The sequence below is a fragment of the Methylobacterium sp. CB376 genome (genome assembly GCF_029714205.1).
Classification (GTDB): domain Bacteria; phylum Pseudomonadota; class Alphaproteobacteria; order Rhizobiales; family Beijerinckiaceae; genus Methylobacterium.
Map to the genome: position 1 here is coordinate 5,645,022 of NZ_CP121648.1, position 24,170 is coordinate 5,669,191.

Genomic DNA, 24,170 nt, shown 5'->3' on the forward strand with positions numbered 1-24,170 from the left:
CCGACCGGGCGGGTGCGGCTCAGCCGGGCGGCGCCCCGCCGGCCCGGCGCGCCTCCGGCCCGGGCTCGGCCGCCGGCCGCCCGCGCTCGGGCACGGCGCTCTCGGGGTAGCGCGCCCGGTAGGCGCGCAGGAACGAGGTCAGGGTCTCGGCGCTGATCACGCGGCCGGCCGCCTCCCGGAAGGCGGCGCCGCGGATCGCGTTCGGGGCCGAGACCAGCGCGAAGGTGCGGGCATCGGGGCTCTCGGCCATCTTGGGCATGAACTTCGCCCGCAGGCGGTCGAGGCTCAGCCCCTCCTCCGCGAGGGCGTAGGCGATGGCGGCCCGCATGACGTTGGTTCGCTCGGCCTCGCCGAGCGGCCCGGCCTCGCGCCAGCGGGTGCCGGCCAGGGCCTCGTGCGCCTCGCCGGCCTCGCGCCAGCGCCGCGCCCCCCACAGGATGTCGGCGCGCAGCTGCGCGACCTCCCCGCCCTCCAGGCCCTCGACGAGTTCGAGGGCGAGGTCGGTGCGCGACAGGTCCGAGAGGGCGCGGGCCTCGAGCAGGATGCGGGCCTCGCGCAGCCGCGCGGGCAGTTCCGGCAGGCGGGTGGCCTGGAGCACCTGCAGGGCGAGGAGCGGCTTCTCGTCCATGAGGCGGATGCTGGCGAGGCGGGCGGCGACGGTCGCCCGCGCGGCGCCGGTGAGGCGCTTGTCGACTTGGTACTGGAGGAGGTCGGCGGCCGCGTCGAGGAGGTCGAGGGCGACCAGCCGGTCGGCGAGCCCGCGCACGATCTCGTCGCCCTGGCGCCCGAGCGGGGTGAATTCCTTGAAGTCGTAGTAGAGGGCGAGGGCCTCGACCCGCCCGAGCTTGGCGCCCTTGTCGGTCAGGAACAGGTCGGCGAACAGCCCGACCGTGTCCTGGTGCAGGCTCCGGGTCGCCGGGTGCTCGGGGAACAGGCGGGTGGCCTTGCGGGCGGTGGCGAAGGCGTCGCGCCAGCGCCCGGCCTCCGCGTAGGCGCGGCTGAGCCGGGCCAGGGTCTCGGCCTCGATCCGGTCCCCGTGCCAGAGCAGGGCCAGCCGTTCCAGGCGGGCGAGGATCTCCTCCCGGGGCACTGCCCCGCCCGCCTGGGCGAGGTCGATGAAGCGCAAAGCCGCCTCGGCGGCCACCGGCGGCGCGCCGCCGTCGATCAGGCGCTGGTACTCGCCGCGCGCCATCGCCTCCTGCCCGATCTGCTCGGTGAGCCGGGCGCGCAGCAGCGCGACCTGATCCCGGGCCAGGGGCGCGTCGCCGAGGGACGCGGCGGCCGCGATCATGCGCTGGGCGTAGGTGAGGTCGCGGGCATCGAGGGCGAGGGAGGCGGCGGCGAGCAGGACCGGCAGCCGCAGCTCGTCCGGGTAGGCCTCCGCCACCGGCATCGTGGATTTCAGGGCGGCGAGCACCGCCGGACCGGCGACGCGGCCGCCGCGCGCGTCGAGCATGGCCCGCCACAGGCGGATCTCCGGATCGCGCGCCAGCTTCGCATCGCCCAGGATCTCGGCCGCCCGCGCGTCCCGCCCCAGCCGGAAGGCCGCGATGGCGGAGAGGATCCGGGCGCCGCGGTCGAGGGCCACCACCGCGTCCTCGCGGCCCGCGAAGGCGAGCACCGCGCCGGCCTCCGCGTCGAGGCCGTTCGCCAGGAGCACCCGGGCGAGGTCGAGCCGCGCGGGCGAGCGCCGGGGTCGGTCCGCCGCCGCCGCGGCCTGCTGCGCCGCCCGGATGCGGGCGAGCACGTCGCCGGAGCGGTCGATGCGCCAGCGGTCGGCCTGCACGGCGAGGCCGTCCGGGGAGAGCGGCGGGCCGGCCTCGGCCGGGTCGGGGGCGATCGGGCTGACCGCGAGCCCGCCTGCCCGGGAGATCACCACCTCGGCGAGGCCGGGGCGGACCACGAGGTCGTCGGCGAGCGCCAGCACGGCGACGCCCTGGCGGCTCGGCAGCAGCTCGAAATCGACGAAGCGGGCCCGCTTGGGCACCCCGGCGAGGAGCGGCCCCCGCGCCGTGACGACGGCCACGCGCTCGCCGTTGCGCGTGAGCCAGAACACCGAGCCGGCCTGGGCGAGCGGCACGGTCACGGCCGGCCTCCCGGCCCCGTCCGCGCCGCGCTGGGGCCCGAGCAGGTCGCCGGGCGGCAGGCTGCCGTCGCCGAGGACGAGCGTCCAGCCGGTCCCTTCGGCGGCGAGCTGGGCGATGATGCCGGGTTCGAGGGCGAGGCGCAGCACCGCGTAGGCGCCGTCCTGCCGCGGCGCCTCGGCGAGCCGGGCCGGGAAACCGGGCGGCAGCGCCGCCGGGTCGAGGCGCACCGGGCCGGGCGTCTCGAAGACCAGGGTGGCGATGCCGCCCCGCTCGAACAGGGACGCGGGCGGGCGCGCCGCGAACGGGAAGGCGATCCGGGCCGTCTCGCCGCTGCGGGCGACGCGTCCCTCGACGGGCCCCGCGGGACGCGGGTCCGGGACGGGGGCGGCCTCGGCCGCGGCGGGTGCCTCGCGCGCCGGGTTCTCCCGCGCCGGGTTCTCCCGCACGGGATTCTCCCGCGCCGGGGCCTCGCGCGCCGGGGCCTCGCGCGTCAGGTCGATCCGGCCCGGATTGTCCCGCACCAGCTCGCCCGGCGGCGTCTCGGTCCGGGCGGCGGGCCGGGCGGGGCCGGGCGCCTCCGCGCGGGCGGCGGCCGGCTCGGGCGCCTCCGGATCCGCGGCCTTGCGCAGGTCGATCGTGTAGCCGTCCTCGTCCCGGTAGCCCTCGCCCTCGTAGCCCGGGGCGAGGGTCAGGGCGAGGCGGGCCCGGTCGGGGCCGGCCTCGGCGGTCAGGCCCTCGGCGGCTGGCCTCAGGCGGATGCGCGCGTCGCTCGGCGCGACCGTGTAGGCGCCCGGGAGGGCGAGCTCCAGGATGCGGCCGCGCTGCTCCAGCTCCGCCGGCGCCCCTCGCGGGAGCCGCACGGTCAGCCGGTGCAGGGTCGGGAGTTCGGCGGTCTCCAGGCGCAGCGGCTGCGGCGGCCGGGCCGCGAGCGCCTCCCGGCGCAGACGCGCCTCCGCCTCCTCCGCGCGCTTGGCGAGGTCGGCCACCACCTCGGGGGGCAGACCCGGCGGCAGGCCGGTCCAGGTCTCGGGCAGGAGGTCGACGAAGACCTTCTCGGCCGCCTCCAGCACGTTGACGCCGAAGGGGCGCTGCAGGGCGATGCGCAGGCCGCTGCCGTCCGGGTCGCGGCGCATCTGGCCGACGTAGCCGGGCAACTCGGCGGCCAGGCGGTCGCGCAGCGCGCCGCCCGCCGGCTCGCGGAAGCGGATGACCAGGATGCTGCCCGAGACCTTGGCGGTGACCTTGACGGTCTGGTCGAAGGTGAGGGCGATGCGGCCGAAATTGCGCTGCTCGCTCCCCGCCACGGCGACGAGCTTCGCCGCCGCCGCTCCGGCCGTGCCGAGGAGCAGCGTCGCGAGCGCGATGAGGAGCCGCGCCCCGCACCGGCCTGTGCCCGTCCGACCCATCCCCACACGATTCCCCGAGCGGCCAGCCACCGTGTCACGGCAGGGCTAACGGGGGTTTAAGCGCGGGCGACCCGCAGCGGGCGTCCACGCGCGCCGGGGAGCCGCCGCCCGTCGCCGCTCACGCGCCCACGGCGATCCTGGCCTCGACGCCGACCAGGCGCGCGAGGCCGCGCAGGCGGCTGACCAGGCGGTCGCTCGCCAGCGCCCGCAGATCCTCCGGCAGGTGCAGCACCAGGGCGCCGTCGCGCAGGAGGAGCGGCGTGCGCGGCAGCACCCCCTCCATCGCCACCGAGATCGGGAAGGCGACCCGCAGGGCCGCGCCGAGGAGCCGCGCCAGCTCGAACAGCCGCCCGCCCGCCAACTGGCGCAGGGTCGGGCTCGCCTTCTCGGGCGCCACGCCCTCGTGGCGGAAGAACACCGCCACCGCCAGGTAGGCCCGGCCCGGATGATCGATCGCCACGAAGGAGCCGTGCGCGATCAGGTTGAGGCTCTGCTCGCCGCGGTAATCCGGATGGGTGCGCCAGCCGATATCGGCGAGCAGGCAGGCGGCGTGGCGCAGGCGCCGCTCGTCGGAGGTCTCCGGCCGGTCGAGGCTCGCCATGAAGGCGTCGGTCCAGGCCTGGAGCTCGGCGCCGTGGCCCGGGCAGCGGGCGCGCAGGCGGTTGAGCTCCTCGGCGGCCGCCAGGAGCGGGTCGAGGGCGCGCTGCGCCGGATCGAGCAGTTCGTAGAGCAGCCCCTCGCGCACGCCCGTCGCCGAGACGGCGATCTCCCGCGGGCGCCCGCTGCGGATGATCTCCTCCAGCACCACCGCCCCGTAGGCGAGGAGCGGGCGGCGCGCCTCCGAGACGCTCTCGACGGCGGCGAGCGTCGCCGCGTCGACCCGCTCCACCACCTCCAGGAAGCTCAGCTCGTCGGCCGGGGCGATCGTGTAGCCGTGCATGACGTGCAGCGGGTAGCCGCGGGTGGCCTGGTGCAGGCGGGCGAGGGCCCGCCAGGTGCCGCCCACCGCGTAGAAGGTGCGCCCGCGCAGGGTCTCGAGCTGCGGCGCGGCCCGCTTGAGGGTGTCGGCCGCGAGCCTGCGCGCCTTCTTGAGGGAGCCGCCGCTGAGGTCCTGCAGGGCGAGCCCGCCGAGCGGCGTCGTCACGCCCTGGCCGACCGCGACGCCCCGCACGTCGACGAGTTCGAGGGAGCCGCCGCCGAGGTCCCCCACCACCCCGTCGGGCGCGTAGAAGCCCGAGACCACGCCCAATGCCGAGAGTTCCGCCTCCCGGCGGCCCGACAGAAGCTCGATCGGCTGGCCGATCGCCTCCTCGGCGGCGCGCAGGAAGTCGGGGCCGTTCTCCGCGTCGCGGGCCGCCGCGGTGGCGAGCACGTGGATGCGCCCGACCCGAATCGTGCGGCAGAGTTCGCGGAAGCGCGCCAGCGCCTGGAGGGCGCGGCGGATGCCGTCCTCGTGCAGGCGCCCCGTCGTGGCCACGGCGCGGCCCAGACCGCACATCGCCTTCTCATTGTAGAGCGGCGTCGGCGCCCGCGAGAGCCCCGAATAGGCCACGAGGCGCACCGAGTTGGAGCCGATATCGACGATCGCGACCGGCTCTCCGGGCGCGATCTCGGCCACGGCGGCGCTCGGCGGGACGGGTGCGGTCGTGTGCGCGTCCATGGAATTCCTCGCGGCGTCGGCGCCGGGCGGCTGCGGCGGGGCGCAACGCCGTGTCGTTGCGGCAGCTTATGACCGGAAGCAGCCCACCTGTCAGCCACCCTGGCCGCGCCGGCTCAGCGCCCGCGGACTCGACTTCTTCGACGCCTTGCCGCGCCCGGAGAGGCTCGGATTCGTCATGAAATAGCTGTGCGCGTTGAAGGGTTCCTCGCCCGAGGCGGGCTGGATGCGCTCGCTCGCCCCGGAGGCCAGCACCCGCCAGCTCTGCTGGTTGTCGAGGAGATTGGCCAGCATGATCTGGTCGAGAACCTGCTGGTGCACGGTGGGGTTGAGGATCGGCAGCAGGGCCTCGACGCGGCGGTCGAGGTTGCGGCTCATCAGGTCGGCCGAGGAGATGTAGAGCTTGGCCTTGGGATTCGGCAGCCCGACGCCGTTGCCGAAGGCGTAGATGCGCCCGTGCTCCAGGAACCGCCCGACGATCGACTTCACCCGGATGTTCTCGGAGAGGCCCGGCACGCCGGGCCGGAGGCAGCAGATCCCGCGCACCACGCAGTCGATCTGCACCCCGGCCTGGCTCGCGTCGTAGAGGGCGTCGATCACCGGCGCGTCGACGAGGGAGTTGCACTTGATCCAGATCGAGGCCGGGCGCCCGGCCCTGGCGTGCTCGATCTCCTCCTCGATGTGCTTGAGGAGGCGCGCCTTGAGAGCGAGCGGCGAGACCGCCATGCGCTCCAGCTCGGCGGGCTCGGCGTAGCCGGTGATGAAGTTGAAGATCCGCGAGACGTCCCGGGCGATCACCGGGTCGGCGGTGAAGAAGGACAGGTCGGTGTAGATCCGGGCCGTGATCGGGTGGTAGTTGCCGGTGCCGACGTGGCAGTAGGTGACGAGCCGGTCGCCCTCGCGGCGGACCACCATCGACAGCTTGGCGTGGGTCTTCAGCTCGATGAAGCCGAACACCACCTGCGCGCCGGCCTTCTCCAGGTTGCGCGCCCAGCGGATATTGGCCTCCTCGTCGAAGCGGGCCTTGAGCTCGACGAGGGCGGTCACCGACTTGCCGGCCTCGGCGGCCTCGGCCAGCGCCGCCACGATGGGCGAGTTCGAGGAGGTGCGGTAGAGCGTCTGCTTGATCGCCACCACGTTCGGGTCGCGGGCGGCCTGGGCCAGGAACTGCACCACCGCGTCGAAGGACTCGTAGGGGTGGTGGACCACGAAGTCCTTCTGGCGGATGGCCGCGAAGCAGTCGCCGCCGCTCTCGCGGATGCGCTCGGGGAAGCGCGGGTTGTAGGGCTTGAACTTCAGGTCGGGCCGGTCCATCGAGACGATCTGCGACAGCTCGTTGAGGGCGAGCATGCCCTCGACCAGGAATACCCCGTCGGCCGGGATCTCCAGCTCGTCGGCCACGAAAGCGCGCAAATCCTCCGGCATGCTCGCCTCGACCTCGAGGCGAATGACGACGCCGCGGCGGCGCTGCTTGAGCGCGGTCTCGAAGTGGCGGACGAGGTCCTCGGCCTCCTCCTCGATCTCGAGATCCGAGTCGCGCACCACCCGGAAGCCGCCCTGGCCCTTGACGAGGTAGCCCGGGAACAGCCGGCTCGTGAACAGCACGATCACCTGCTCGACGGCGATGAAGCGGGAAGCGCCGGTGCCGGCCGGGTCGGGCAGCCGCACGAAGCGCTCGACCACGGCCGGCAGGCGGATCAGCGCCCGCAGCAACCGCCCGTCCCGGGGCCGCACCAGCATCAGCGCGAGGGTCGAGCCGAGATTCGGGATGAACGGGAAGGGATGGGCCGGGTCGATGGCGAGCGGCGTCAGCACCGGGAAGATGTGCTGCAGGAAGTACTCCTCCAGCCAGGTCGCCTCCTCGGCCGAGAGCCCCATCCCCTCGACCAGTTCGATGCCGTGGGCCTGCAATTCCTCGCGCAGCTCGCGCCAGCGCCGCTGCTGGTCGCGGGCGAGTTCCGACACCTCGGCGGCGATGCGGGCGAGCTGCTCGGAGGGGGTCAGCCCGTCCTGCGACGGGGTGGCGACGCCGGCGCGGACCTGATCGTGCAGGCCGGCGACCCGGACCATGAAGAACTCGTCGAGGTTGTTGGCCGAGATCGACAGGAAGCGCAGCTGCTCCAGCAACGGGTGGCCCGTATTGGAGGCCTCCTCCAGCACCCGCCGGTTGAACTGGAGCCACGACAATTCGCGGTTGACGAAGCGGGCCGGCTCCCTGCGCAGGGCCCGTCCCGCCGCGACCGCCTTGTCGATCGGCCGGGCCCCGTGCGCCGGGGTCTCGGGCCGCGGCCCGACCGCGTCCGGGGCTTCGATCACCTTGGCGTGGGCGACGGGTTCGATCACGGCGGGAGCCTCCTCGGGGCTGGGACGGGTGGCGGCTTGCCTGGGGCCGGTGCGCGGCCTGACAGCGCGGTCTGACATCTCGATGAAACCTCAGGGGCTCTCCTCGCCGGCGGCCGCGTCGAGGGCGGCCAGGGTCGCGAGCGCGAGCGGGCGGGTGATGCGCCGTCCGCGGCTCAACCCCTCGTGGTCGAGGGCGGCGACGACGTCGCGGGCGCGGCCGAGGGAGCGGTCGATGCGCAGCGCGAGGGCGTCGACGACGCTGGTATCGACCACGAGCTGGCGGTCGACGAAGAGCTTGACCAGCACCGCCCGCAGCAGGGCCTCGTCCGGCGGCGCGAGGCCGAGGGTGGGGGCGAGCCGCAGGCGCGAGCGCAGGTCGGGCGTGGCGAAGCCCCAGCCCTCGACCGGGCCGCTGCCGGTGACGACGAGGCCGCGCCCGCGCTCGCGGGCGAGGTTGAGGAGGTGGAACAGGGCGGGCTCGTCGCGCCCGGACGGCCTGTCCGCATCCTCGACCACGAGGGCCGGCTCTCCGGCGAGGTCCGGCAGGGCGGCCCGCGTCACGGCGCCGGCCGCCACGATGCGGGCCCCGGCCCGCTCGGCCCAGATCGCCGCGAGGTGGCTCTTGCCGCTGCCCGGGGGACCGGTGAGGACGAGGACCGGGTCGGGCCAGTCGGGCCAGGCCTCGATCCGCGCGTAGGCGTCCTCGTTGCTCGGGCCGACCAGGAAATCCTCGGGGCCGAAGCGGGGATCGAGGGGCAGGTCGAGGGCGAGCTGGCGCGGAGCCTCCGGCATCAGGCGCGGCTCCGCGCGTCGTGGTCCGCCGGCGGCCGCGCCGCGGCCGGCAGCGGCGCCGGCGCCAGCGGGAGCGCCGCCGGCAGCGGCGCCTCGCCCCAGTAGAGGCTGCTCTCCAGGTAGCGCCGCACCGCGAACCGCGCGACGACGCCGAGCGCCGCGGCGATCGGCACGGCGAGCAGCAGGCCGAGGAAGCCGAACAGCGAGCCGAAGGCGAGGAGCGCGAACATCAGCCAGACCGGGTGCAGGCGCACCGCGTCGCCGACGAGCTTGGGCTGCAGCACGTTGCCCTCCATGAACTGGCCGACCAGGAACACCCCGAGCGTGGCCAGGATCCAGGGCCAGTCCGGCCAGAACTGCACCACCGCGACCCCGGTCGAGAGCAGGAAGCCGGTGAGCGAGCCCACGTAGGGGATGAAGGTGAGGAAGCCGGCGAGCAGCCCGATCAGCACGCCGAAATTGAGCCCGATCAGGAACAGGCCGAGCGCGTAGAAGGTGCCGAGCAGGAGGCAGACCAGGCTCTGGCCGCGGATGAAGCTGGTGATCGCCCGGTCGATGTCGCGGGCGATGAGGCGCACGGTGTCCCGGTGGCGGGGCGGCACCCAGCCGTCGAGGGTGGCGGTCATGCGGTCCCAGTCGATCAGGAGGTAGAAGGCGACGACGGGCGTGACGACGAGGAGCGACAGGATCCCGACGACGGCCTGGCTCCCCGACCAGAGGGAGCCGGCGAGGTTGACGAGGAAGCTGCCGGCCTGCCCGACGAGGCGCCCGACCGAGGCCTGCAGGTCCTGGAGCGTGCCCGCCCCGCCCGCCCGCTCGAGGAGCGGCCCGGCATTCTCGGCGATGATCGCCTGGATCCGCGAGACCACCCCGGGCAGGGCGGCGGCGAGCGCGCCGATCTGGCGGGCGGCGAGGGGCACCGCGATGATCAGCGCCAGCAGCAGCCCGAGCACGAACACCGCCAGGATCAAGAAGGTGGCGGAAAGCCGCCCGATCCCGAGCCGCTCCAGCCGGTCGGCGACCGGGTCGAGCACGTAGGCGAGGGCCGCGCCGGCCACGAAGGGCACCAGCACGTCCCGCAGCTCGTAGAGCAGGAAGACCACGACCGCGAGCACGGCGAGCCCGATCGTGGCGCGGCGCTGGAGCATTCCCGGTTCCCGTGGCGGCGCGTCCCCGCCGCCCGGCGCAGATAGGGATGCGGCCTCCCCAGGGTCAAGCCGCTGCTGCGGGCGGGTCACGGCGCCTCCTCCCGGCTCATGTGCCGCATCCAGAGGAGGCCGTAGACCAGCACGGAGGCCGCCGCCAGGGCGGCGACGAGGATCGCCGCCAGGGTCTCGGCCGGGTGGGGCGGCGCCCCGAAGGCGCGCAGGCCCAGGAGCCCCCCGGCGAAGACGATCTGCAGCGCGGTGTTGAGCTTGCCGATCAGGAGCGGGCGGATCGCCATGCGCCGGTCGAGGAGCCACGCGAGCAGGATCGCCCCCAGCACCATGACGTCGCGCGAGACGATCACGATGGCGAGCCACGCGGGCACCGCGCCGACCACCGCGAGGGCGACGAAGATCGAGACCAGCAGCGCCTTGTCGGCCAGCGCGTCCAGGTAGGCGCCGAGTTCGCTCTTCATGTTGAAGCGGCGGGCGACGTAGCCGTCGACCGCGTCCGAGAGGCCCGCCAGCGCGAAGCCCGCGAAGGCGAGCGCCCAGGCCCCCTGCCCGATCATCGCGATCACGAAGGGGACCAGGACGAGGCGGCCGAGGGTGATCAGGTTGGGGATCGTCATGCGGGGCGGTCGATCTCTCCGTCCCGCCATGGTGTCAGAAGCCGCGCGCCGCCTCCACCCGGCGACTCGCACCCGGCGACTCGCACCCGGCGACTCGCACCCGGCGACCCGCACCCGGCGACTCGCCGCCCGCGCCGGAAGCGGCTACACGGGGCGGCAGCGCAAAGCCGAAGGGTTCACGGGTGATGGCGGGCGAGAACGGGCTGACCTATGCCGCAGCGGGCGTCGACATCGACGCGGGCAACGCCATGGTCGAGGCGATCAAGCCGCTGGTGCGCTCGACCCGCCGCCCCGGCGCGGATGCGGAGATCGGCGGCTTCGGCGGCCTGTTCGACCTCAAGGCCGCGGGCTTCTCCGACCCGATCCTGGTCGCGGCGAACGACGGCGTCGGCACCAAGGTCAAGATCGCGATCGAGACCGGGCGCCACGACACCATCGGGATCGACCTCGTGGCGATGTGCGTCAACGACATCGTGGTGCAGGGGGCCGAGCCCCTGTTCTTCCTCGACTACTACGCCACGGGCAAGCTGGTGCCGGGGGTGGGCGCGGCGATCGTGACGGGCATCGCCGAGGGCTGCCGGCAGGCGGGCTGCGCGCTGATCGGCGGCGAGACCGCCGAGATGCCCGGCCTCTACGACGGGTCCGACTACGACCTCGCGGGCTTCGCGGTCGGCGCGGCCGAGCGCGGGGCGCTGCTGCCGACCGACGGCGTCGCCCCCGGCGACCTCGTGCTCGGGCTCCCCTCCTCGGGCGTGCACTCGAACGGCTTCTCGCTGGTGCGCCGGATCGTCTCGGCCTCGGGCCTGCCCTGGGACGCGCCCGCGCCCTTCGCGCCGGGCCGGAGCCTCGGCGAGGCGCTGCTGACCCCGACCCGGATCTACGTGCGCCCGCTCCTCGCGGCGCTGCGGGCGACCGGCCGCGGGGCGATCAAGGCGCTCGCCCACATCACGGGCGGGGGCTTCCCCGACAACCTTCCCCGGGTGCTGCCGGAGGCGGTCGGCATCGCCCTCGACCTCGACGCGGTGGCGGTGCCGCCGGTCTTCGGCTGGCTCGCCCGCACCGGCGGCGTCGCGGTGCCGGAGATGCTGCGCACCTTCAATTGCGGCATCGGCATGGTGGTGGTGGTGGCGCCGGAGCGGATCGAGGCCGTCGAGGCGGCGCTCCGCGCGGCCGGCGAGGCGCCGGTCCGGCTCGGGACGGTCACGCCCCGGGGCGAGGCCCCCGTCAGCTTCGCGGGCAGGCTCGGCCTGTGACGGCGCGCCCCCGCACCGCGATCCTGATCTCGGGGCGCGGCTCCAACATGGTCTCGCTGCTGCGGGCGGCGGAGGATCCGGCCTATCCGGCGCAGTTCGTGCTCGCGGCCTCGAACCGGCCCGACGCGCCCGGCCTCGCCCACGCGGCGGCGGCCGGCCTCGCGACGCTCGCCCTCGACCACCGGGCCCATCCGGACCGGGCGGGCTTCGACGCCGCCCTCGACGCGGGGCTGCGCGCCCACGGGATCGAGCTCGTGGTGCTGGCGGGCTTCATGCGCGTGCTGACCCCCGGCTTCGTCGAGGCCTGGGCGGGCCGGATGGTCAACATCCATCCCTCCCTGCTGCCGCTCTTCCGCGGCACACACACCCACGCGCAGGCGCTGGCGGCCGGGGTGCGGCTCCACGGCTGCACGGTGCATTTCGTGGTGCCCGAACTCGATGCGGGCCCGATCATCGCGCAGGCCGCCGTGCCGGTGCGCCCGGACGACGACGCCGACAGCCTCGCGGCCCGGGTCCTGGTGCAGGAGCACCGGCTCTACCCGGCGGCGGTCGCGCTCGTCGCCGCGGGCCGGGCGCGGCTCGACGGCGACCGGGTGGCGTTCGCGCAGGGGAGCGCCCCGCCCGAAGGGGCGCTGCTGTCGCTGGCATCCTGAAGGGTCGCGGCGCGGGACCGGGCGGCCGACCCGGTCGCGCCCCCGCCGCGGCCGGCCCCTCAGCGGGCGCCCAGCACCTCCCGCATCGCGGCGAGGAGGAGGCCGAGATCCTCCTCGCCGATGGTGAGGCACGGGGTGAGGTAGACGATGTCGCCGAAGGGCCGCACCCAGACGCCCCGCTCCAGGAAGGCGGCCTTGAGGCCCGCGAGGTCGAGGGGCGGCGCGAGCTGCACCGCCCCGATCGCCCCCAGCACCCGCACGTCCACGATGCCGGGCCGGCCCCGCAGCGGGGCGAGCCCCTCCTCCAGCCGCGCCGCCAGGGCCCGCGCCTGGGCGAGGCGGGGCTCGCGGGCGAAGAGGTCGAGGCTCGCATTCGCCGCCGCGCAGGCGAGCGGGTTCGCCATGAAGGTCGGCCCGTGCATCAGCGCGGCGGCGGGATCGTCGGACCAGAAGGCGGAGAAGATCTCGGTGGTCGCCACCGTGGCGGCGAGCGGCATCGTGCCGCCCGTGAGCGCCTTCGAGAGGCAGATCAGGTCCGGCACCACCCCCGCCTGCTCGCAGGCGAACAGGCTGCCGGTGCGGCCGAAGCCGGTGAAGACCTCGTCCAGGATCAGGATCAGGCCGTGGCGGCGAGCGAGCCGCGCGATCCGCGCCAGCACCTCGGGCGGATGCATGCGCATGCCGCCGGCCCCCTGCACCAGCGGCTCCACGATCACCCCGGCGAGCCCGTCGCGGTGGCGCGCCAGCCCGGCATCGAGGGCGGCCTCCCGCGCGCGCGTGTCGGGGAGGTCGAAGAAGACCTGCTCGGGCAGGTAGCGGCCGAAGCGGCGATGCATCCCCTCCTCGGGGTCGCAGACCGACATCGCCCCCATCGTGTCGCCGTGATAGCCGCCTCGGAAGGCGGCGAAGCGGGAGCGGCCCGCGACGCCGCGGTTGAGCCAGACCTGGGCCGCCGCCTTCAGGGCGACTTCGACCGCCACCGAGCCCGAATCCGAGAAGAAGACGTGGTCGAGATCCCCCGGCAGGAGGCCGGCGAGGCGCCGCGCCAGGGTCTCGGCCGGGGCGTGGGTCAGGCCGCCGAACATCACGTGCGGCATCGCGTCGAGCTGCGCGGCCACCGCCCGGGCAATCTCCGGGTGGTTGTAGCCGTGGCAGGCCGTCCACCAGGAGGCGATGCCGTCGACCAGGGAGCGGCCGTCCTCGAGCAGGATGCGGCTGCCCTGCGTGCGGGCGGCCCGCAGGGGCGGGGCGGCCGTCTTCATCTGCGTGTAGGGGCGCCAGAGGGCGTGGTCGCGTGGCTCGCTCATGCGGCCAGTCGGCGCGCGGGCGCGCCGGTGTCAAGCGGCGCGATCGCGGCCCGCGAGATCGAGGCTCCAGGTCTCGCCGACGAGGTCCCGCCCGAAGGAGCGGTGCGGCGCCCGCTCGGCGAGGCGGAACCCCGCCCGCTCGTAGAGGCGCCGGGCCGGGGCGAGCACGTCGTTCGTCCACAGCGTCACCTGCCGGTAGCCCGCGCCGCGCGCGAAGGCGAGGCAGGTCTCGACGAGCCGCCGGCCGGTGCCCGAGCCCCGCGCCGCCGCCTCGACGTAGAGGAGCCGCAGCTTCGCCACCGCCTCCGATTGCCGGACCAGGAAGACGCTGCCGACCGGCGAGCCGCCGCTCTCCGCCACCCAGCCGCCCTCGCGGGCGGGATCGTGCCCCGCCACGAAACCCGCGAGGATGCCCGCGACGAGGCCCTCGAAGCTGTCGTCGAAGCCGTATTCCTCGGCGTAGAGGCGGCCCTGGCGGTGGATGATCCAGCCGGTATCGCCCGCCCGGAAGGGGCGGATCGCCACCGGAGCGGGGGCCGGGGCCGGGGTGAGGAGGCCCTGGACCCGCTCCATCGCCCGCACCAGCTCCGCCCGGTCCGGCGGCGCGAGCCGCGCCAGCATCGCCTCGACCTCGCCCCGCGAGGCCGCGTCGAGGGGGGCGAAGGCCGCCCGCCCGGCCGCCGTCAGCGTCAGTTCGTGGCGCCGCGCGTCGCGCGCCGAGGGCGTCCTGGCGACGAGGCCCCGGGCGACGAAGCGCTTGAGCAGGCGGCTGAGATAGCCCGCGTCGAGGCTGAGATCCTGGCCGAGCTCCGCCGCATTGGGCCGGTCGCGATGCGCCAGTTCGTAGAGCACCCGCGCCTCGGTGAGCGAGTAGGGGCTGCGGTGCAGGCCCTCGTCGAGGAGGCCGATCTGGCGCGTGTAGAAGCGGTTGAACGCGCGCACCGCGGCGACCGCGTCGGATGGGGGCTCTGCCATGGCTCCTCCTGAACGCGCGGAGCTTGGCGCAATCACTTGACTGAGTCAATTAATTCGAGGCGGGCACCGCGGCGTACCGGCGCGGCGGCCGCACCGGCCGAGGCGGCCGTCCGGCCCCGTCCCGGCGGGCGCGCGGTCGGTCGCAGATTCGTCCGGCTTGACACCCTGCCGGCCGCGGGCCCACAGCCCCGCCATGCCGGTTCCTCCCACCCTCAGCCTCGACGCCTTCGCGGCCGCCAAGCTCGCCGGGCTCGACGCGGCGGGCCTGCGCCGCCGCCTCGTGCCGACCGCCCGCACCGGCGGCGCCCGGGCCGAGCGGGACGGCCGGGCGGTCGTCTCCTTCTCCTGTAACGACTATCTGGGCCTCGCGACCCATCCCGAGGTGGTGGCCGCGGCGCACGCCGCCCTCGACCGCTACGGGGCGGGCAGCGGCGGCTCGCGCCTCGTCACCGGGAGCCACCCGATCCTCGCCGAACTCGAAGCGGCCCTCGCCGCCCGGAAGGGCCACGAGGCGGCGCTGGTCTTCGGCAGCGGCTACCTCGCTAATCTGGGCGTCACCCCGGCCCTCGTCGGGGCGGGCGACCTGATCCTGATCGACGAACTCGGCCATTCCTGCATGTGGGCGGGGACGCGCCTCGCGGGCGCCCGCGCCCTGCCCTTCCGCCACAACGACCTCGGCCACCTCGAGGACCTGCTGGCGCGCGAGCGCGCGCGCGCCCGCCGCGCGCTCATCCTCACCGAGCGGGTCTTCTCGATGGACGGCGACCGCGCCCCGGTCGCGGAGATCCTCGGCCTCGCCCGGGCCTTCGACGCCTGGACCCTGGTCGACGACGCGCACGGGCTCGGCGTCGTCGGGCCGGACGCGACCGCGCCGCTGGAGATGGGCACCCTGTCGAAGGCGCTCGGCAGCTACGGCGGCTATCTCTGCGCCTCGCGGCCGGTGATCGACCTCCTGACCTCGCGGGCGCGCAGCTTCGTCTACACGACCGGCCTGCCCCCGGCCTCCGCGGCCGCGGCCCTGGCCGCCCTCCGGCTGATCGAGGCCGAGCCGGCCCGCGCCGCCCGGCCGCTCGCGCTCGCCCGCCGCTTCACCGCCCGGCTCGGCCTGCCGGAGGCGCAGAGCGCCGTGGTACCCGTCCTCGTCGGCGAGGCCGAGGCCGCGCTCGCCCTGTCGCGGGCGCTGGAGGCGCGGGGCTTCCTGGTGGTGGCGATCCGGCCCCCGACCGTGCCGCCCGGCACCGCCCGCCTGCGCGTCGCCTTCTCGGCGGCGCACGAGGAGGCGGAGGTCGACGCCCTGGCCCAGGCCCTCCTCGATCTCGGGGCCGCGGCGTGAGCGCCCTGTTCGTCGCGGGCGCCGGCACCGAGATCGGCAAGACCTACGTCACCGCGGCGCTGACCCGGGCGCTGCGGCAGGACGGCCGGCGCGTCCTCGCCCTCAAGCCCGTCGCGAGCGGCGTGCCGCGCCTCGCCGATCCGGATTTCGCGGAGAGCGACACGGCCCGGCTCCTGGCGGCCCAGGACCTGCCGGTGACGCCCGAGACCGTGGCGGCCACGACGCCCTGGCGCTTCGCCGCGCCCCTGGCGCCGGACCTCGCGGCCGCCCGCGAGGGCCGCCGCCTCGCCCTCGACGACCTCGCGGCGTGGTGCCGGACCGTGATCGCGGCGGCCGCGCCGGGGACGGCCGTGCTCGTCGAGGGCGTCGGCGGGCTGATGAGCCCGCTCACCGCGGAGGCGACGGGCCTCGCCTGGCTGAAGGCCCTCGGGCTCCCGACGCTCCTCGTGTCCGGCAGCTATCTCGGGGCGATCAGCCACGCGCTCACCGCGGTCGAGACCCTGCGCCACCACGCGGTCGCGCTGCGGGCCGTGGTGGTGAGCGAGACGCCAGGGGCCCCGACCCCGCCCGAGACCGTCGCGGAGGCGATCGGCCGGCACGCGGGCGCGCGGGTGCTCTGCGTGCGGCGCGGCGGCGGCTTCCCGGCCGAGGGGCTCTCGGTGGTGCCGGGCTGATCCGGAGGTCCGCTGACCGGTGCGGCCTCGCAGCGGGGCGTGGCCGCGATCGGCGGCACGGATCATCCGCTGTCCGGACGATCACTTCCCGTCAGCGGATGATCCGGGATCCACTTCGATCAACCGGATCCCGGATCAGGCCGCCGTCACCACCGCCAGCACCGCCGCGAGCTGCAGCGCCAGCTCATCCTGGCTGAAGGGCTTGGCGAGGCGGGGCAGCGCCAGCTCGTCCTCGCTCGGCAGTTCCGCGTAGCCGGTGGCCAGGATCACCGGCAGGCCGGGATGCGCCGCGCGCAGGGCGCGGGCGAGGTCGAGGCCCGTCATGCCCGGCATGGCGTGGTCCGTCACCACGGCGTCGATGCCGGCCCTCCCCTCGATCAGGGCCAGCGCCTCGGCGGCCGAGGCCGCCTCCAGGGCGACGTGGCCGAGATCCTCCAGCATCGCCGCGGTGCCGAGCCGCACCAGCGGATCGTCGTCCACCACCAGAACCGTCGAGGGCGGGATCTCGGCCAGACCCGGCAGCGCCGCCCGCGCCGGGTTCTCCCGCGCCTCGACCGGGGCGGCGGCGGGCAGCCAGAGGGCGACCGTGGTCCCCTGCCCCGGCGCGCTCGACACCCGCAGCGTCCCGCCCGACTGCGCCATCAGCCCCTGCACCATCGACAGGCCGAGCCCGGTGCCCTTGCCCGGCCCCTTGGTGGTGAAGAAGGGCTCGGTCGCCTTGGCCAGGGTGGCCGCATCCATGCCCGTGCCGGTATCGGCGAGGGCGACCCGCACGTAGGCGCCGGGGGGCAGGCCCGGCGCCGCCGCGACGCTGCCGCCCTCGAGCGTGATCGTGCCGCCGGTCGGCATGGCGTCGCGGGCATTCACCGCGAGGTTGAGGAGCGCGAGTTCGAACTGGTTGGCGTCGATGCGCACCGGCGGCAGGTCGGCCGGCAGGCGGGTCTCCAGGGCGACGCTCGGCCCGAGCGCCCGCTCCAGCAGGCCCCGCATCCCCTCGACGAGGTCGGCCACCGCCACGGTCTCGGGGCGCAGCTCCTGGCGCCGGGCGAAGGCGAGGAGCCGCTGCGTCAGGGCGGCGCCGCGCTGCGCCCCCTGCACGGCGTTGCCGAGGAGGCGCCGGGCGAGGTCGTCCTGCGGGTCGAGGCGCTTCTCCAGGAGTTCGAGCGAGCCCAGCACCGCCATCAGCAGGTTGTTGAAATCGTGCGCCACGCCACCGGTGAGCTGGCCGATCGTGTCGAGCTTCTGCGCCTCGAAGAGCTGGGCGAGGGCCGCCTCCCGCTCGCGCGTGCGCTCCTCGATCCGCCCCTCCAGCTCGCGGTTGAGGTCGATCAGCGCCTCCTCGGCGCGCTTGCGCGCCGTGATGTCGTAGGTGACGCCGCTGAGCCGCCGCCCGGCGGCGTCGAGGGTCGTCGCCGCGGAGGCCGCGCACCAGCGCGTCTCCCCGTCCGGCCGCAGGATCCGGAATTCCGCGTCGAAGGGCTCGCCCGTGCGCGCCGCGTGGCGGCCGAGCGCCCGCAGGCGCTCCCGGTCCTCCGGGTGGATCAGCGCCTCGACCGCCTCCGGCGTCGGCACGAAGGCCGCCGGATCGACCCCGAACAGCCGGTACTGGCCCGCGTCCCAGCTGTAGCTGCGGGTCGCCGGGTCCCAGTCCCAGGCGCCCATGCGGCCGGCGGCCAGCGCGAGGCTGCGCCGCTGCTCGCTCTCGCGCAGGCGCGCCGTCGAGGCCTCCAGGGCGGCCGTGCGCTCGGCCACGTGCTGCTCCAGCTCGGCGTTCAGCCGCTCCAGCTGCCGGGTCTTGCGGTAGAGTTCGGCGAAGATCCGGACCTTCGCGCGCAGCACCGCCGGCACCACCGGCACCGGCACGTAATCGACCGCCCCCGCCTCGTAGCCGCGCAGGTGGTCGAGGTCGCTGATCTGGATCGCCGAGACGAAGATGATCGCCACGTGCTGGTAGCGCGGGTGCTCGCGGATCATCGTGGCGAGCTCGATCCCGTCGAGTTCGGGCATGCAGACGTCGATCAGCACCACGGCGATCTCGGTGCGCAGCAGGTGCTCCAGCGCCTCCCGGGCCGAGCTGGCCTTGATCAGCCGGTCCCCCAGCTCGCTCAGGATGACCTCGTAGCTGAGCAGCTTGGCCGGCTGGTCGTCGACCAGCAGGATGTTGACGCGCTCCTCCTCCGGCCGCGGGGACGGGGCGGCCATCGGGGGGGCGACGCCCTGGGGAGCGCCGGGCAGGGAGGTCACCGGTGGAGCCATAGGCGGAGCGCCGAGAGGAGCTGTTCGGTGTTGACGGGCTTGGCGAGGTAGTCGGAGGCGCCGGCCTCCAGGCACTTCTCCCGGTCGCCCTTCATCGCCTTGGCGGTCAGCGCCACGATCGGCAGGCGCCGGAAGGCCGGGTTGGCGCGGATGACCTGCATGGTCTCGTAGCCGTCCATCTCCGGCATCATGATGTCCATGAGCACGATGGCGATGTCGGCGCGCGCCTCGATGATCGAGATCGCCTCGCGCCCCGTCGTCGCGGTCAGGACCCGCATGCCGCGCCGCTCCAGCACGCTCGACAGGGCGAAGATGTTGCGCGCGTCGTCGTCGACGAGGAGCACGGTGCGCCCGACCAGGTCCTCGTCGGAGCGGTGCAGGCGCTCCAGCATCCGCTGCTTCTCGGGGGGCAGGTCCGCCACCACCCGGTGCAGGAACAGGGCGGTCTCGTCGAGGAGGCGCTCGGGCGATTCCACCCCCTTGACCACCACGGAGCGGGCGAGCGCGTGCAGCCGCGCATCCTCCTCCGGCGAGAGGGCGCGGCCGGTGAAGACCACGACCGGCAGGTCGGCCAGCGCGTGGTCCTCGCGCAGGCGCTCCAGCACCTCGAAGCCCGACATGTCGGGGAGCTTCAGGTCGAGGACGACGCAGTCGAAGGCGCCGGCCCTGAGGGCCGCCAGCGCCTCCTCGCCGGTCTCGGCGGTGACGATGGCGATGTCCTCGTGGCCGAGCAGCGTCGCCACGCTCATGCGCTCGGCCGGGTTGTCCTCGACGATCAGGAGCCGCCGCTGCCGCGGCTCGGCGAAGCGCTTGATGCGCCGCAGCGCCGCGCCGAGATCCTCCGAGGTCGTCGGCTTCGACAGGAACGCGTAGGCGCCGCGCGCGAGGCCGTGGCGGCGATCCTCGTCGAGGGTGACGATCTGCACCGGGATGTGGCGCGTCGCCGGATCCTGCTTGAGGTGGCTCAGCACCGTCCAGCCCAGCATGTCGGGCAGGAAGACGTCGAGGGAGATCGCGGTCGGGCGGTGGCGCCGCGCCAGCGCCAGCGCGTCGGCGCCCCGGCTCGCGATCAGCACCTTGAAGCCGCCGTCGCGGGCGAGCTGGGCCAGGACGCGGGCGTAGTGGGGGTCGTCCTCGACGATGAGCAGCACCGCGTCGCCCGGCTGCAGGCTCTCGCGGTCGTCGCCCTGTCCGCCCTCGACCACCGCCAGCGTCCACTCGCCCGCCCTGGCGGCCAAACCCGCTCCGGCGGCCAAACCCGTCCCGGCTGACAAGCCCGTTCCGGCGGACAGGCCCGTTCCGGCGGGCGCCGCCGGGACGGGCGCCGGGGACGGGGAGGCCGCCGGGATCGTGCTCGCCGCGCCCCCGTAGGCGAGGGGCAGGTAGAGGGTGAAGGTGCTCCCCACCCCGGAGGCGCTGCGCAGCTGGATCTCGCCGCCGAGCAGGTTGGCGAGTTCGCGGCTGATGGCGAGGCCGAGGCCGGTGCCGCCGTACTTGCGGCTCGTTCCGGCATCGGCCTGCTGGAAGGCCTCGAAGATGATCTTCTGCTTCTCGGGCGGGATGCCGATGCCCGTATCCGAGACCTCGAAGGCGACGACGGCCGGCGCGTTCTTGAGCACCGGGTGGTCGGCGCTCCAGCCGCCGGCGGCGGGCGCCACGCGCAGGCGCACGCCGCCCTGCTCGGTGAACTTGAAGGCGTTCGACAGGAGGTTCTTGAGCACCTGCTGCAGGCGCTTCGAATCGGTGACGAGGGTGCCGAGCTCCGGCGCCATCTCGACGTCGAAGGACAGGCGCCGGTTCTCCGCCTCGTGCCGGAACGGGCGGGCCGTGGTGGCCAGCAGGTTGGCGAACGAGATCTCCTCGGCCTCCACCGAGACCGTGCCGGACTCGATCTTCGACAGATCGAGGATGTCGCTGATCAGGTTCAGCAGGTCGGTGCCGGCGCCGTGGATCGTGCGGGCGAACTCCACCTGCCGTTCCGACAGGTTGCCGTCCGGGTTCTCGCTCAGCTGCTGGCCGAGGATCAGGATAGAGTTGAGCGGCGTGCGCAGCTCGTGGCTCATGTTGGCCAGGAACTCGGACTTGTACTTGGAGGTGAGCGCGAGCTCCGCCGCCTTCTCCTCCAGCGCGCGGCGGGCCTGCTCGATTTCCTGGTTCTTCGCCTCGACCTCGTCGTTGCGGTCGGCGAGCTGCTGGGCCTTCTGCTCCAGCTGCTCGTTGGTCTGCTGCAATTCCCGCTGGCGGATCTGCAATTCGCTGGCGAGCTGCTGGGATTGCGTGAGCAGCCCCTCGGTCTGCATCGTCGCCTCGATCGAGTTGAGCACGATGCCGATGCCGCTGGTGAGCTGCTCCAGGAAGGAGATCTGCAGGTCCGTGAACGCGGTGAGCGAGGCGAGTTCGATCACCGCCTTCACCTGCCCCTCGAACAGGACCGGGAGCACGATGGCGGTGCGCGGCACCGCCCGGAACAGGCCGGAGACGACCGGGGTCGCGGTCGCGGGCACCTCGGTGACGAGCAGGCGCCGCGCGTCCCGGGCGCATTGCCCGATCAGCCCCTCGCCGAGCGCGAGGCGCTCCTTGTGGCCCACGATGGCGTCGTCCGCGTAGGCCGAGAGCAGGCGCAGGGAGCCGGCGCCGGCCTCCCCGGTCTCGACCCGGTAGATCACGCCCTGCTGCGCCTCGACCAGCACGGCGAGTTCGGACAGGAGCGTGCGCCCCACCGTGGTCAGGTCGCGCTGTCCCTGCAGCATGTTGGTGAAGCGGGCGAGATTGGTCTTGAGCCAGTCCTGCTCGGTGTTGCGCTCCGTCGTGAGACGGAGATTGCCGATCATCGTGTTGATGTTGTCCTTGAGCTCGGCGACCTCGCCGCGGGCCTCGACCTGGATCGAGCGGGTGAGGTCGCCCTTGGTGACGGCGGTGGCGACCTCCGCGATGGCGCGCACCTGGGTGGTCAGGTTGGCGGCGAGCAGGTTCACGTTGCCGGTGAGGTCCTTCCAGGTGCCGGCGGCGCCCGGCACGTTGGCCTGACCGCCGAGGCGGCCCTCGACGCCGACCTCGCGCGCCACCGTGGTGACCTGGTCGGCGAAGGTCGCCAGCGTCCGGGTCATGTTGTTGATCGTCTCGGCGAGGGCCGCGACCTCGCCCTTCGAGGCGACGGTGAGGTTCTGGGTCAGGTCGCCGTCCGCCACCGCGGTGACGACCTTGACGATGCCGCGCACCTGCTCGGTGAGGTTGGCCGCCATCACGTTCACGGTGTCGGTGAGGTCCTTCCAGGTTCCCGCCACGCCGGGAACCTGCGCCTGGCCGCCGAGCTTGCCCTCGGTGCCGACCTCGCGGGCGACGCGCGTCACCTCCCCGGCGAAGGCGTTCAGCTGGTCCACCATCGTGTTGATGGTGTTCTTGAGTTCCAGCATCTCGCCCTTCACGTCGACCGCGATCTTGCGCGAGAGGTCGCCGCGGGCCACCGCCGTGGTGACCTCCGCGATGTTGCGCACCTGCGCGGTGAGGTTGCCGGCCATCGAGTTGACGTTGTCGGTGAGGTCCTTCCAGGTTCCCGCCACGCCCGGCACCTGGGCCTGGCCGCCGAGCTTGCCCTCGGTGCCGACCTCGCGGGCGACCCGGGTCACCTCGCTGGCGAAGCGGTTGAGCTGGTCGACCATCGTGTTGAGGGTCTCCTTCAGCTCCAGGATCTCGCCGCGCACGTCGACCGTGATCTTGCGCGACAGGTCCCCGTTGGCGATGGCGGTCGAGACCTCGGCGATGTTGCGCACCTGGGCGGTGAGGTTGCCGGCCATCGAGTTGACGTTGTCGGTGAGGTCCTTCCAGGTTCCCGCGACGCCCGGCACCTGCGCCTGGCCGCCGAGGCGGCCCTCGGTGCCGACCTCGCGGGCGACGCGCGTCACCTCCCCGGCGAAGGAGCGCAGCTGATCGACCATCGTGTTGATGGTCTCCTTCAGCTGCAGGATCTCGCCCGAGACGTTGACGGTGATCTTCTTCGACAGGTCGCCCTGCGCCACCGCGGTCGCGACCTCGGCGATGTTGCGCACCTGGGCGGTGAGGTTCGAGGCCATCGAGTTGACGTTGTCGGTGAGGTCCTTCCAGGTCCCGGCGACGCCCCGCACGGTCGCCTGGCCGCCGAGCTTGCCCTCGGTGCCGACCTCGCGGGCGACGCGCGTCACCTCGCTGGCGAAGGCGTTGAGCTGGTCGACCATCGTGTTGATGGTCTCCTTCAGCTCCAGGATCTCGCCCGAGACGTTGACGGTGATCTTCTTCGAGAGGTCGCCGCTGGCGATGGCGGTCGAGACCTCGGCGATGTTGCGCACCTGCGCGGTCAGGTTCGAGGCCATCGAGTTGACGTTGTCGGTGAGGTCCTTCCAGGTGCCGGCGGCGCCCGGCACCTGGGCCTGGCCGCCGAGGCGGCCCTCGGTGCCGACCTCGCGGGCGACGCGCGTCACCTCCCCGGCGAAGGCGTTCAGCTGGTCCACCATCGTGTTGATGGTGTTCTTGAGTTCGAGGATCTCGCCCGAGACGTCGACCGTGATCTTGCGCGAGAGGTCGCCGCGGGCCACCGCGGTCGTCACCTGGGCGATGTTGCGCACCTGGGCGGTCAGGTTGCCGCACATGGCGTTGACCGAGTCGGTGAGGTCCTTCCAGGTTCCGGCAACGCCCGGCACGATGGCCTGGCCGCCGAGCTGCCCCTCGGTGCCGACCTCGCGGGCGACCCGGGTCACCTCCGAGGCGAAGGAGCGCAGCTGGTCGACCATCGTGTTGATGGCCTCCTTGAGCTGCAGGATCTCGCCGCGGACGTCGACGGTGATCTTCTTCGAGAGGTCGCCGTTGGCGACCGCGATCGTCACCTCGGCGATGTTGCGCACCTGGGCGGTGAGGTTCGAGGCCATCGAGTTGACGCTCTCGGTGAGGTCCTTCCAGACCCCGGTCACCTCGCGCACCTGGGCCTGACCGCCGAGCTTGCCGTCGGTGCCGACCTCGCGGGCGACGCGGGTCACCTCCGAGGTGAACACGCTGAGCTGCTTGATCATCGCGTTGACGATGGTGGCCGAGCGCAGGAACTCGCCCTGGAGCGCGCGCCCGTCGACGTCGAGGGGCACGGTCTGCAGGAGGTCGCCGCGGGCCACCGCGGTGATCGCCCGCGTCACCGCGGTGGTCGGCCAGAGCAGGTCGTCGATCAGGGTGTTGACGGAGGATTCCATCTCGCCCCAGGCGCCCTGGGTGAGGTCGAAGCGCACGCGGGTGCGGGTGCGGCCCTCGCGGCCGACCACCTGCCCGACCCGCTCCAGCTGCCCGGCCATGCGCTCGTTGGCGGCCACGATCTCGTTGAAGGTGTCGGCAACCTTGCCGGAGCGGCCCGTCAGGTTGCCGGGCAGACGCACGCTGAAATCCCCCGCCCGCATCGCCTGGAGGGCGGCGAGCAGCTGGTCGAGGTCGAGCTCCGCGGCGGAGGCCCCGCCCTCCGCCGCGGTCCGCCGCGCGAACAGGGCCGGTTCCGCCGCGGCGATCCCGTCCCCGTCCTGCCGCGCGGCGCTGCCTTCCGGCTCCATGGCTAAGCTCCCCGGGGGTATGTTCCGAGGGAACCATATCCGCCGAGCCCGCAAAGGTCTAACGCGCGGGGGGCTCACGCGCGGGTTCTCACGCGCGCG

At 74.2% G+C, this 24,170-nt stretch carries 14 protein-coding genes; 4 read left to right on the plus strand and 10 right to left on the minus strand.

Translation table 11 applies throughout. The features are described 5' to 3' along the window. Nucleotides 1-19: 19 nt before the first annotated feature. From QA634_RS25945 to QA634_RS25970, 6 genes are all read right to left on the minus strand, one after another. The gene (locus QA634_RS25945) at nt 20-3,493 is read right to left on the minus strand and encodes a hypothetical protein (RefSeq protein WP_012334869.1); all 3,474 of its coding nucleotides are present in this window, start codon (nt 3,491-3,493) and stop codon (nt 20-22) included. Nucleotides 3,494-3,611: 118 nt separating this feature from the next. Further along, the gene (ppx, locus tag QA634_RS25950) at nt 3,612-5,153 is read right to left on the minus strand and encodes an exopolyphosphatase (RefSeq protein WP_012334870.1); all 1,542 of its coding nucleotides are present in this window, start codon (nt 5,151-5,153) and stop codon (nt 3,612-3,614) included. 90 nt (nt 5,154-5,243) lie between these two features. Beyond that, nucleotides 5,244-7,493, minus strand: a complete 2,250-nt coding sequence (locus tag QA634_RS25955) for an RNA degradosome polyphosphate kinase (RefSeq protein WP_012334871.1) — start codon at nt 7,491-7,493, stop codon at nt 5,244-5,246. 90 nt (nt 7,494-7,583) lie between these two features. Next, nucleotides 7,584-8,285, minus strand: a complete 702-nt coding sequence (locus QA634_RS25960; protein WP_012334872.1) for a chromosomal replication initiator protein DnaA — start codon at nt 8,283-8,285, stop codon at nt 7,584-7,586. Then, on the minus strand, nt 8,285-9,433 hold the full coding sequence (locus QA634_RS25965) for an AI-2E family transporter (RefSeq protein ID WP_012334873.1): 1,149 nt from the start codon (nt 9,431-9,433) through the stop codon (nt 8,285-8,287). The genes QA634_RS25960 and QA634_RS25965 overlap by 1 nt, the downstream gene beginning before the upstream one ends. Before the next feature lie 86 nt (nt 9,434-9,519). Beyond that, the gene (locus tag QA634_RS25970) at nt 9,520-10,062 is read right to left on the minus strand and encodes a CDP-alcohol phosphatidyltransferase family protein (protein WP_012334874.1); all 543 of its coding nucleotides are present in this window, start codon (nt 10,060-10,062) and stop codon (nt 9,520-9,522) included. A 185-nt stretch (nt 10,063-10,247) separates the two neighbouring features. Between QA634_RS25970 and purM the strand changes: the two genes are divergently transcribed. Then, the gene (purM, locus tag QA634_RS25975) at nt 10,248-11,315 is read left to right on the plus strand and encodes a phosphoribosylformylglycinamidine cyclo-ligase (RefSeq protein ID WP_012334875.1); all 1,068 of its coding nucleotides are present in this window, start codon (nt 10,248-10,250) and stop codon (nt 11,313-11,315) included. Next, on the plus strand, nt 11,312-11,968 hold the full coding sequence (purN, locus tag QA634_RS25980; RefSeq protein WP_012334876.1) for a phosphoribosylglycinamide formyltransferase: 657 nt from the start codon (nt 11,312-11,314) through the stop codon (nt 11,966-11,968). The genes purM and purN overlap by 4 nt, the downstream gene beginning before the upstream one ends. A 59-nt stretch (nt 11,969-12,027) precedes the next feature. Here the strand turns inward: purN and QA634_RS25985 are convergent, their stop codons facing one another. Together QA634_RS25985 and QA634_RS25990 are read right to left on the minus strand one after the other, a co-directional pair. Continuing rightward, nucleotides 12,028-13,275 carry an adenosylmethionine--8-amino-7-oxononanoate transaminase gene (locus QA634_RS25985; RefSeq protein ID WP_012334877.1) on the minus strand — a complete coding sequence of 416 codons (1,248 nt, stop codon included), beginning with the start codon at nt 13,273-13,275 and terminating at the stop codon, nt 12,028-12,030. 30 nt (nt 13,276-13,305) lie between these two features. Next, entirely contained in the window at nt 13,306-14,250 is a 945-nt protein-coding gene (locus QA634_RS25990) for a bifunctional helix-turn-helix transcriptional regulator/GNAT family N-acetyltransferase (RefSeq protein ID WP_012334878.1), read from the minus strand. Nucleotides 14,251-14,443: 193 nt separating this feature from the next. Between QA634_RS25990 and QA634_RS25995 the strand changes: the two genes are divergently transcribed. Both QA634_RS25995 and bioD read left to right on the plus strand, forming a co-directional pair. Beyond that, nucleotides 14,444-15,583, plus strand: coding sequence for an aminotransferase class I/II-fold pyridoxal phosphate-dependent enzyme (locus tag QA634_RS25995; protein WP_012334879.1), 1,140 nt, complete (start codon nt 14,444-14,446; stop codon nt 15,581-15,583). Beyond that, nucleotides 15,580-16,257, plus strand: a complete 678-nt coding sequence (gene bioD / locus QA634_RS26000) for a dethiobiotin synthase (RefSeq protein WP_012334880.1) — start codon at nt 15,580-15,582, stop codon at nt 16,255-16,257. Before QA634_RS25995 ends, bioD begins: the two co-directional genes overlap by 4 nt. Before the next feature lie 135 nt (nt 16,258-16,392). Here bioD and QA634_RS26005 read toward each other — a convergent pair whose 3' ends face one another. Together QA634_RS26005 and QA634_RS26010 are read right to left on the minus strand one after the other, a co-directional pair. Further along, the gene (locus QA634_RS26005) at nt 16,393-18,459 is read right to left on the minus strand and encodes a response regulator (protein ID WP_012334881.1); all 2,067 of its coding nucleotides are present in this window, start codon (nt 18,457-18,459) and stop codon (nt 16,393-16,395) included. A gap of 38 nt (nt 18,460-18,497) precedes the next feature. After that, nucleotides 18,498-23,924: a HAMP domain-containing protein gene (locus QA634_RS26010; RefSeq protein ID WP_236728901.1), complete on the minus strand. Its 5,427-nt coding sequence runs from the start codon at nt 23,922-23,924 to the stop codon at nt 18,498-18,500. Between the last annotated feature and the right edge of the window lie 246 nt (nt 23,925-24,170).

Excerpts from the sequence above, each read along its gene's own strand:
- QA634_RS25970 (WP_012334874.1), bottom strand. The coding sequence starts at position 10,062 with ATGACGATCCCCAACCTGATCACCCTCGGCCGCCTCGTCCTGGTCCCC.
- QA634_RS25985 (WP_012334877.1), bottom strand. The coding sequence starts at position 13,275 with ATGAGCGAGCCACGCGACCACGCCCTCTGGCGCCCCTACACGCAGATG.
- QA634_RS25995 (WP_012334879.1), top strand. The coding sequence starts at position 14,444 with ATGCCGGTTCCTCCCACCCTCAGCCTCGACGCCTTCGCGGCCGCCAAG.
- QA634_RS26005 (WP_012334881.1), bottom strand. The coding sequence starts at position 18,459 with ATGGCCGCCCCGTCCCCGCGGCCGGAGGAGGAGCGCGTCAACATCCTG.
- QA634_RS26010 (WP_236728901.1), bottom strand. The coding sequence starts at position 23,924 with ATGCGGGCGGGGGATTTCAGCGTGCGTCTGCCCGGCAACCTGACGGGC.
- ppx (WP_012334870.1), bottom strand. The coding sequence starts at position 5,153 with ATGGACGCGCACACGACCGCACCCGTCCCGCCGAGCGCCGCCGTGGCC.
- purM (WP_012334875.1), top strand. The coding sequence starts at position 10,248 with ATGGCGGGCGAGAACGGGCTGACCTATGCCGCAGCGGGCGTCGACATC.
- QA634_RS25945 (WP_012334869.1), bottom strand. The coding sequence starts at position 3,493 with ATGGGTCGGACGGGCACAGGCCGGTGCGGGGCGCGGCTCCTCATCGCG.
- QA634_RS25960 (WP_012334872.1), bottom strand. The coding sequence starts at position 8,285 with ATGCCGGAGGCTCCGCGCCAGCTCGCCCTCGACCTGCCCCTCGATCCC.
- QA634_RS25990 (WP_012334878.1), bottom strand. The coding sequence starts at position 14,250 with ATGGCAGAGCCCCCATCCGACGCGGTCGCCGCGGTGCGCGCGTTCAAC.
- QA634_RS25965 (WP_012334873.1), bottom strand. The coding sequence starts at position 9,433 with ATGCTCCAGCGCCGCGCCACGATCGGGCTCGCCGTGCTCGCGGTCGTG.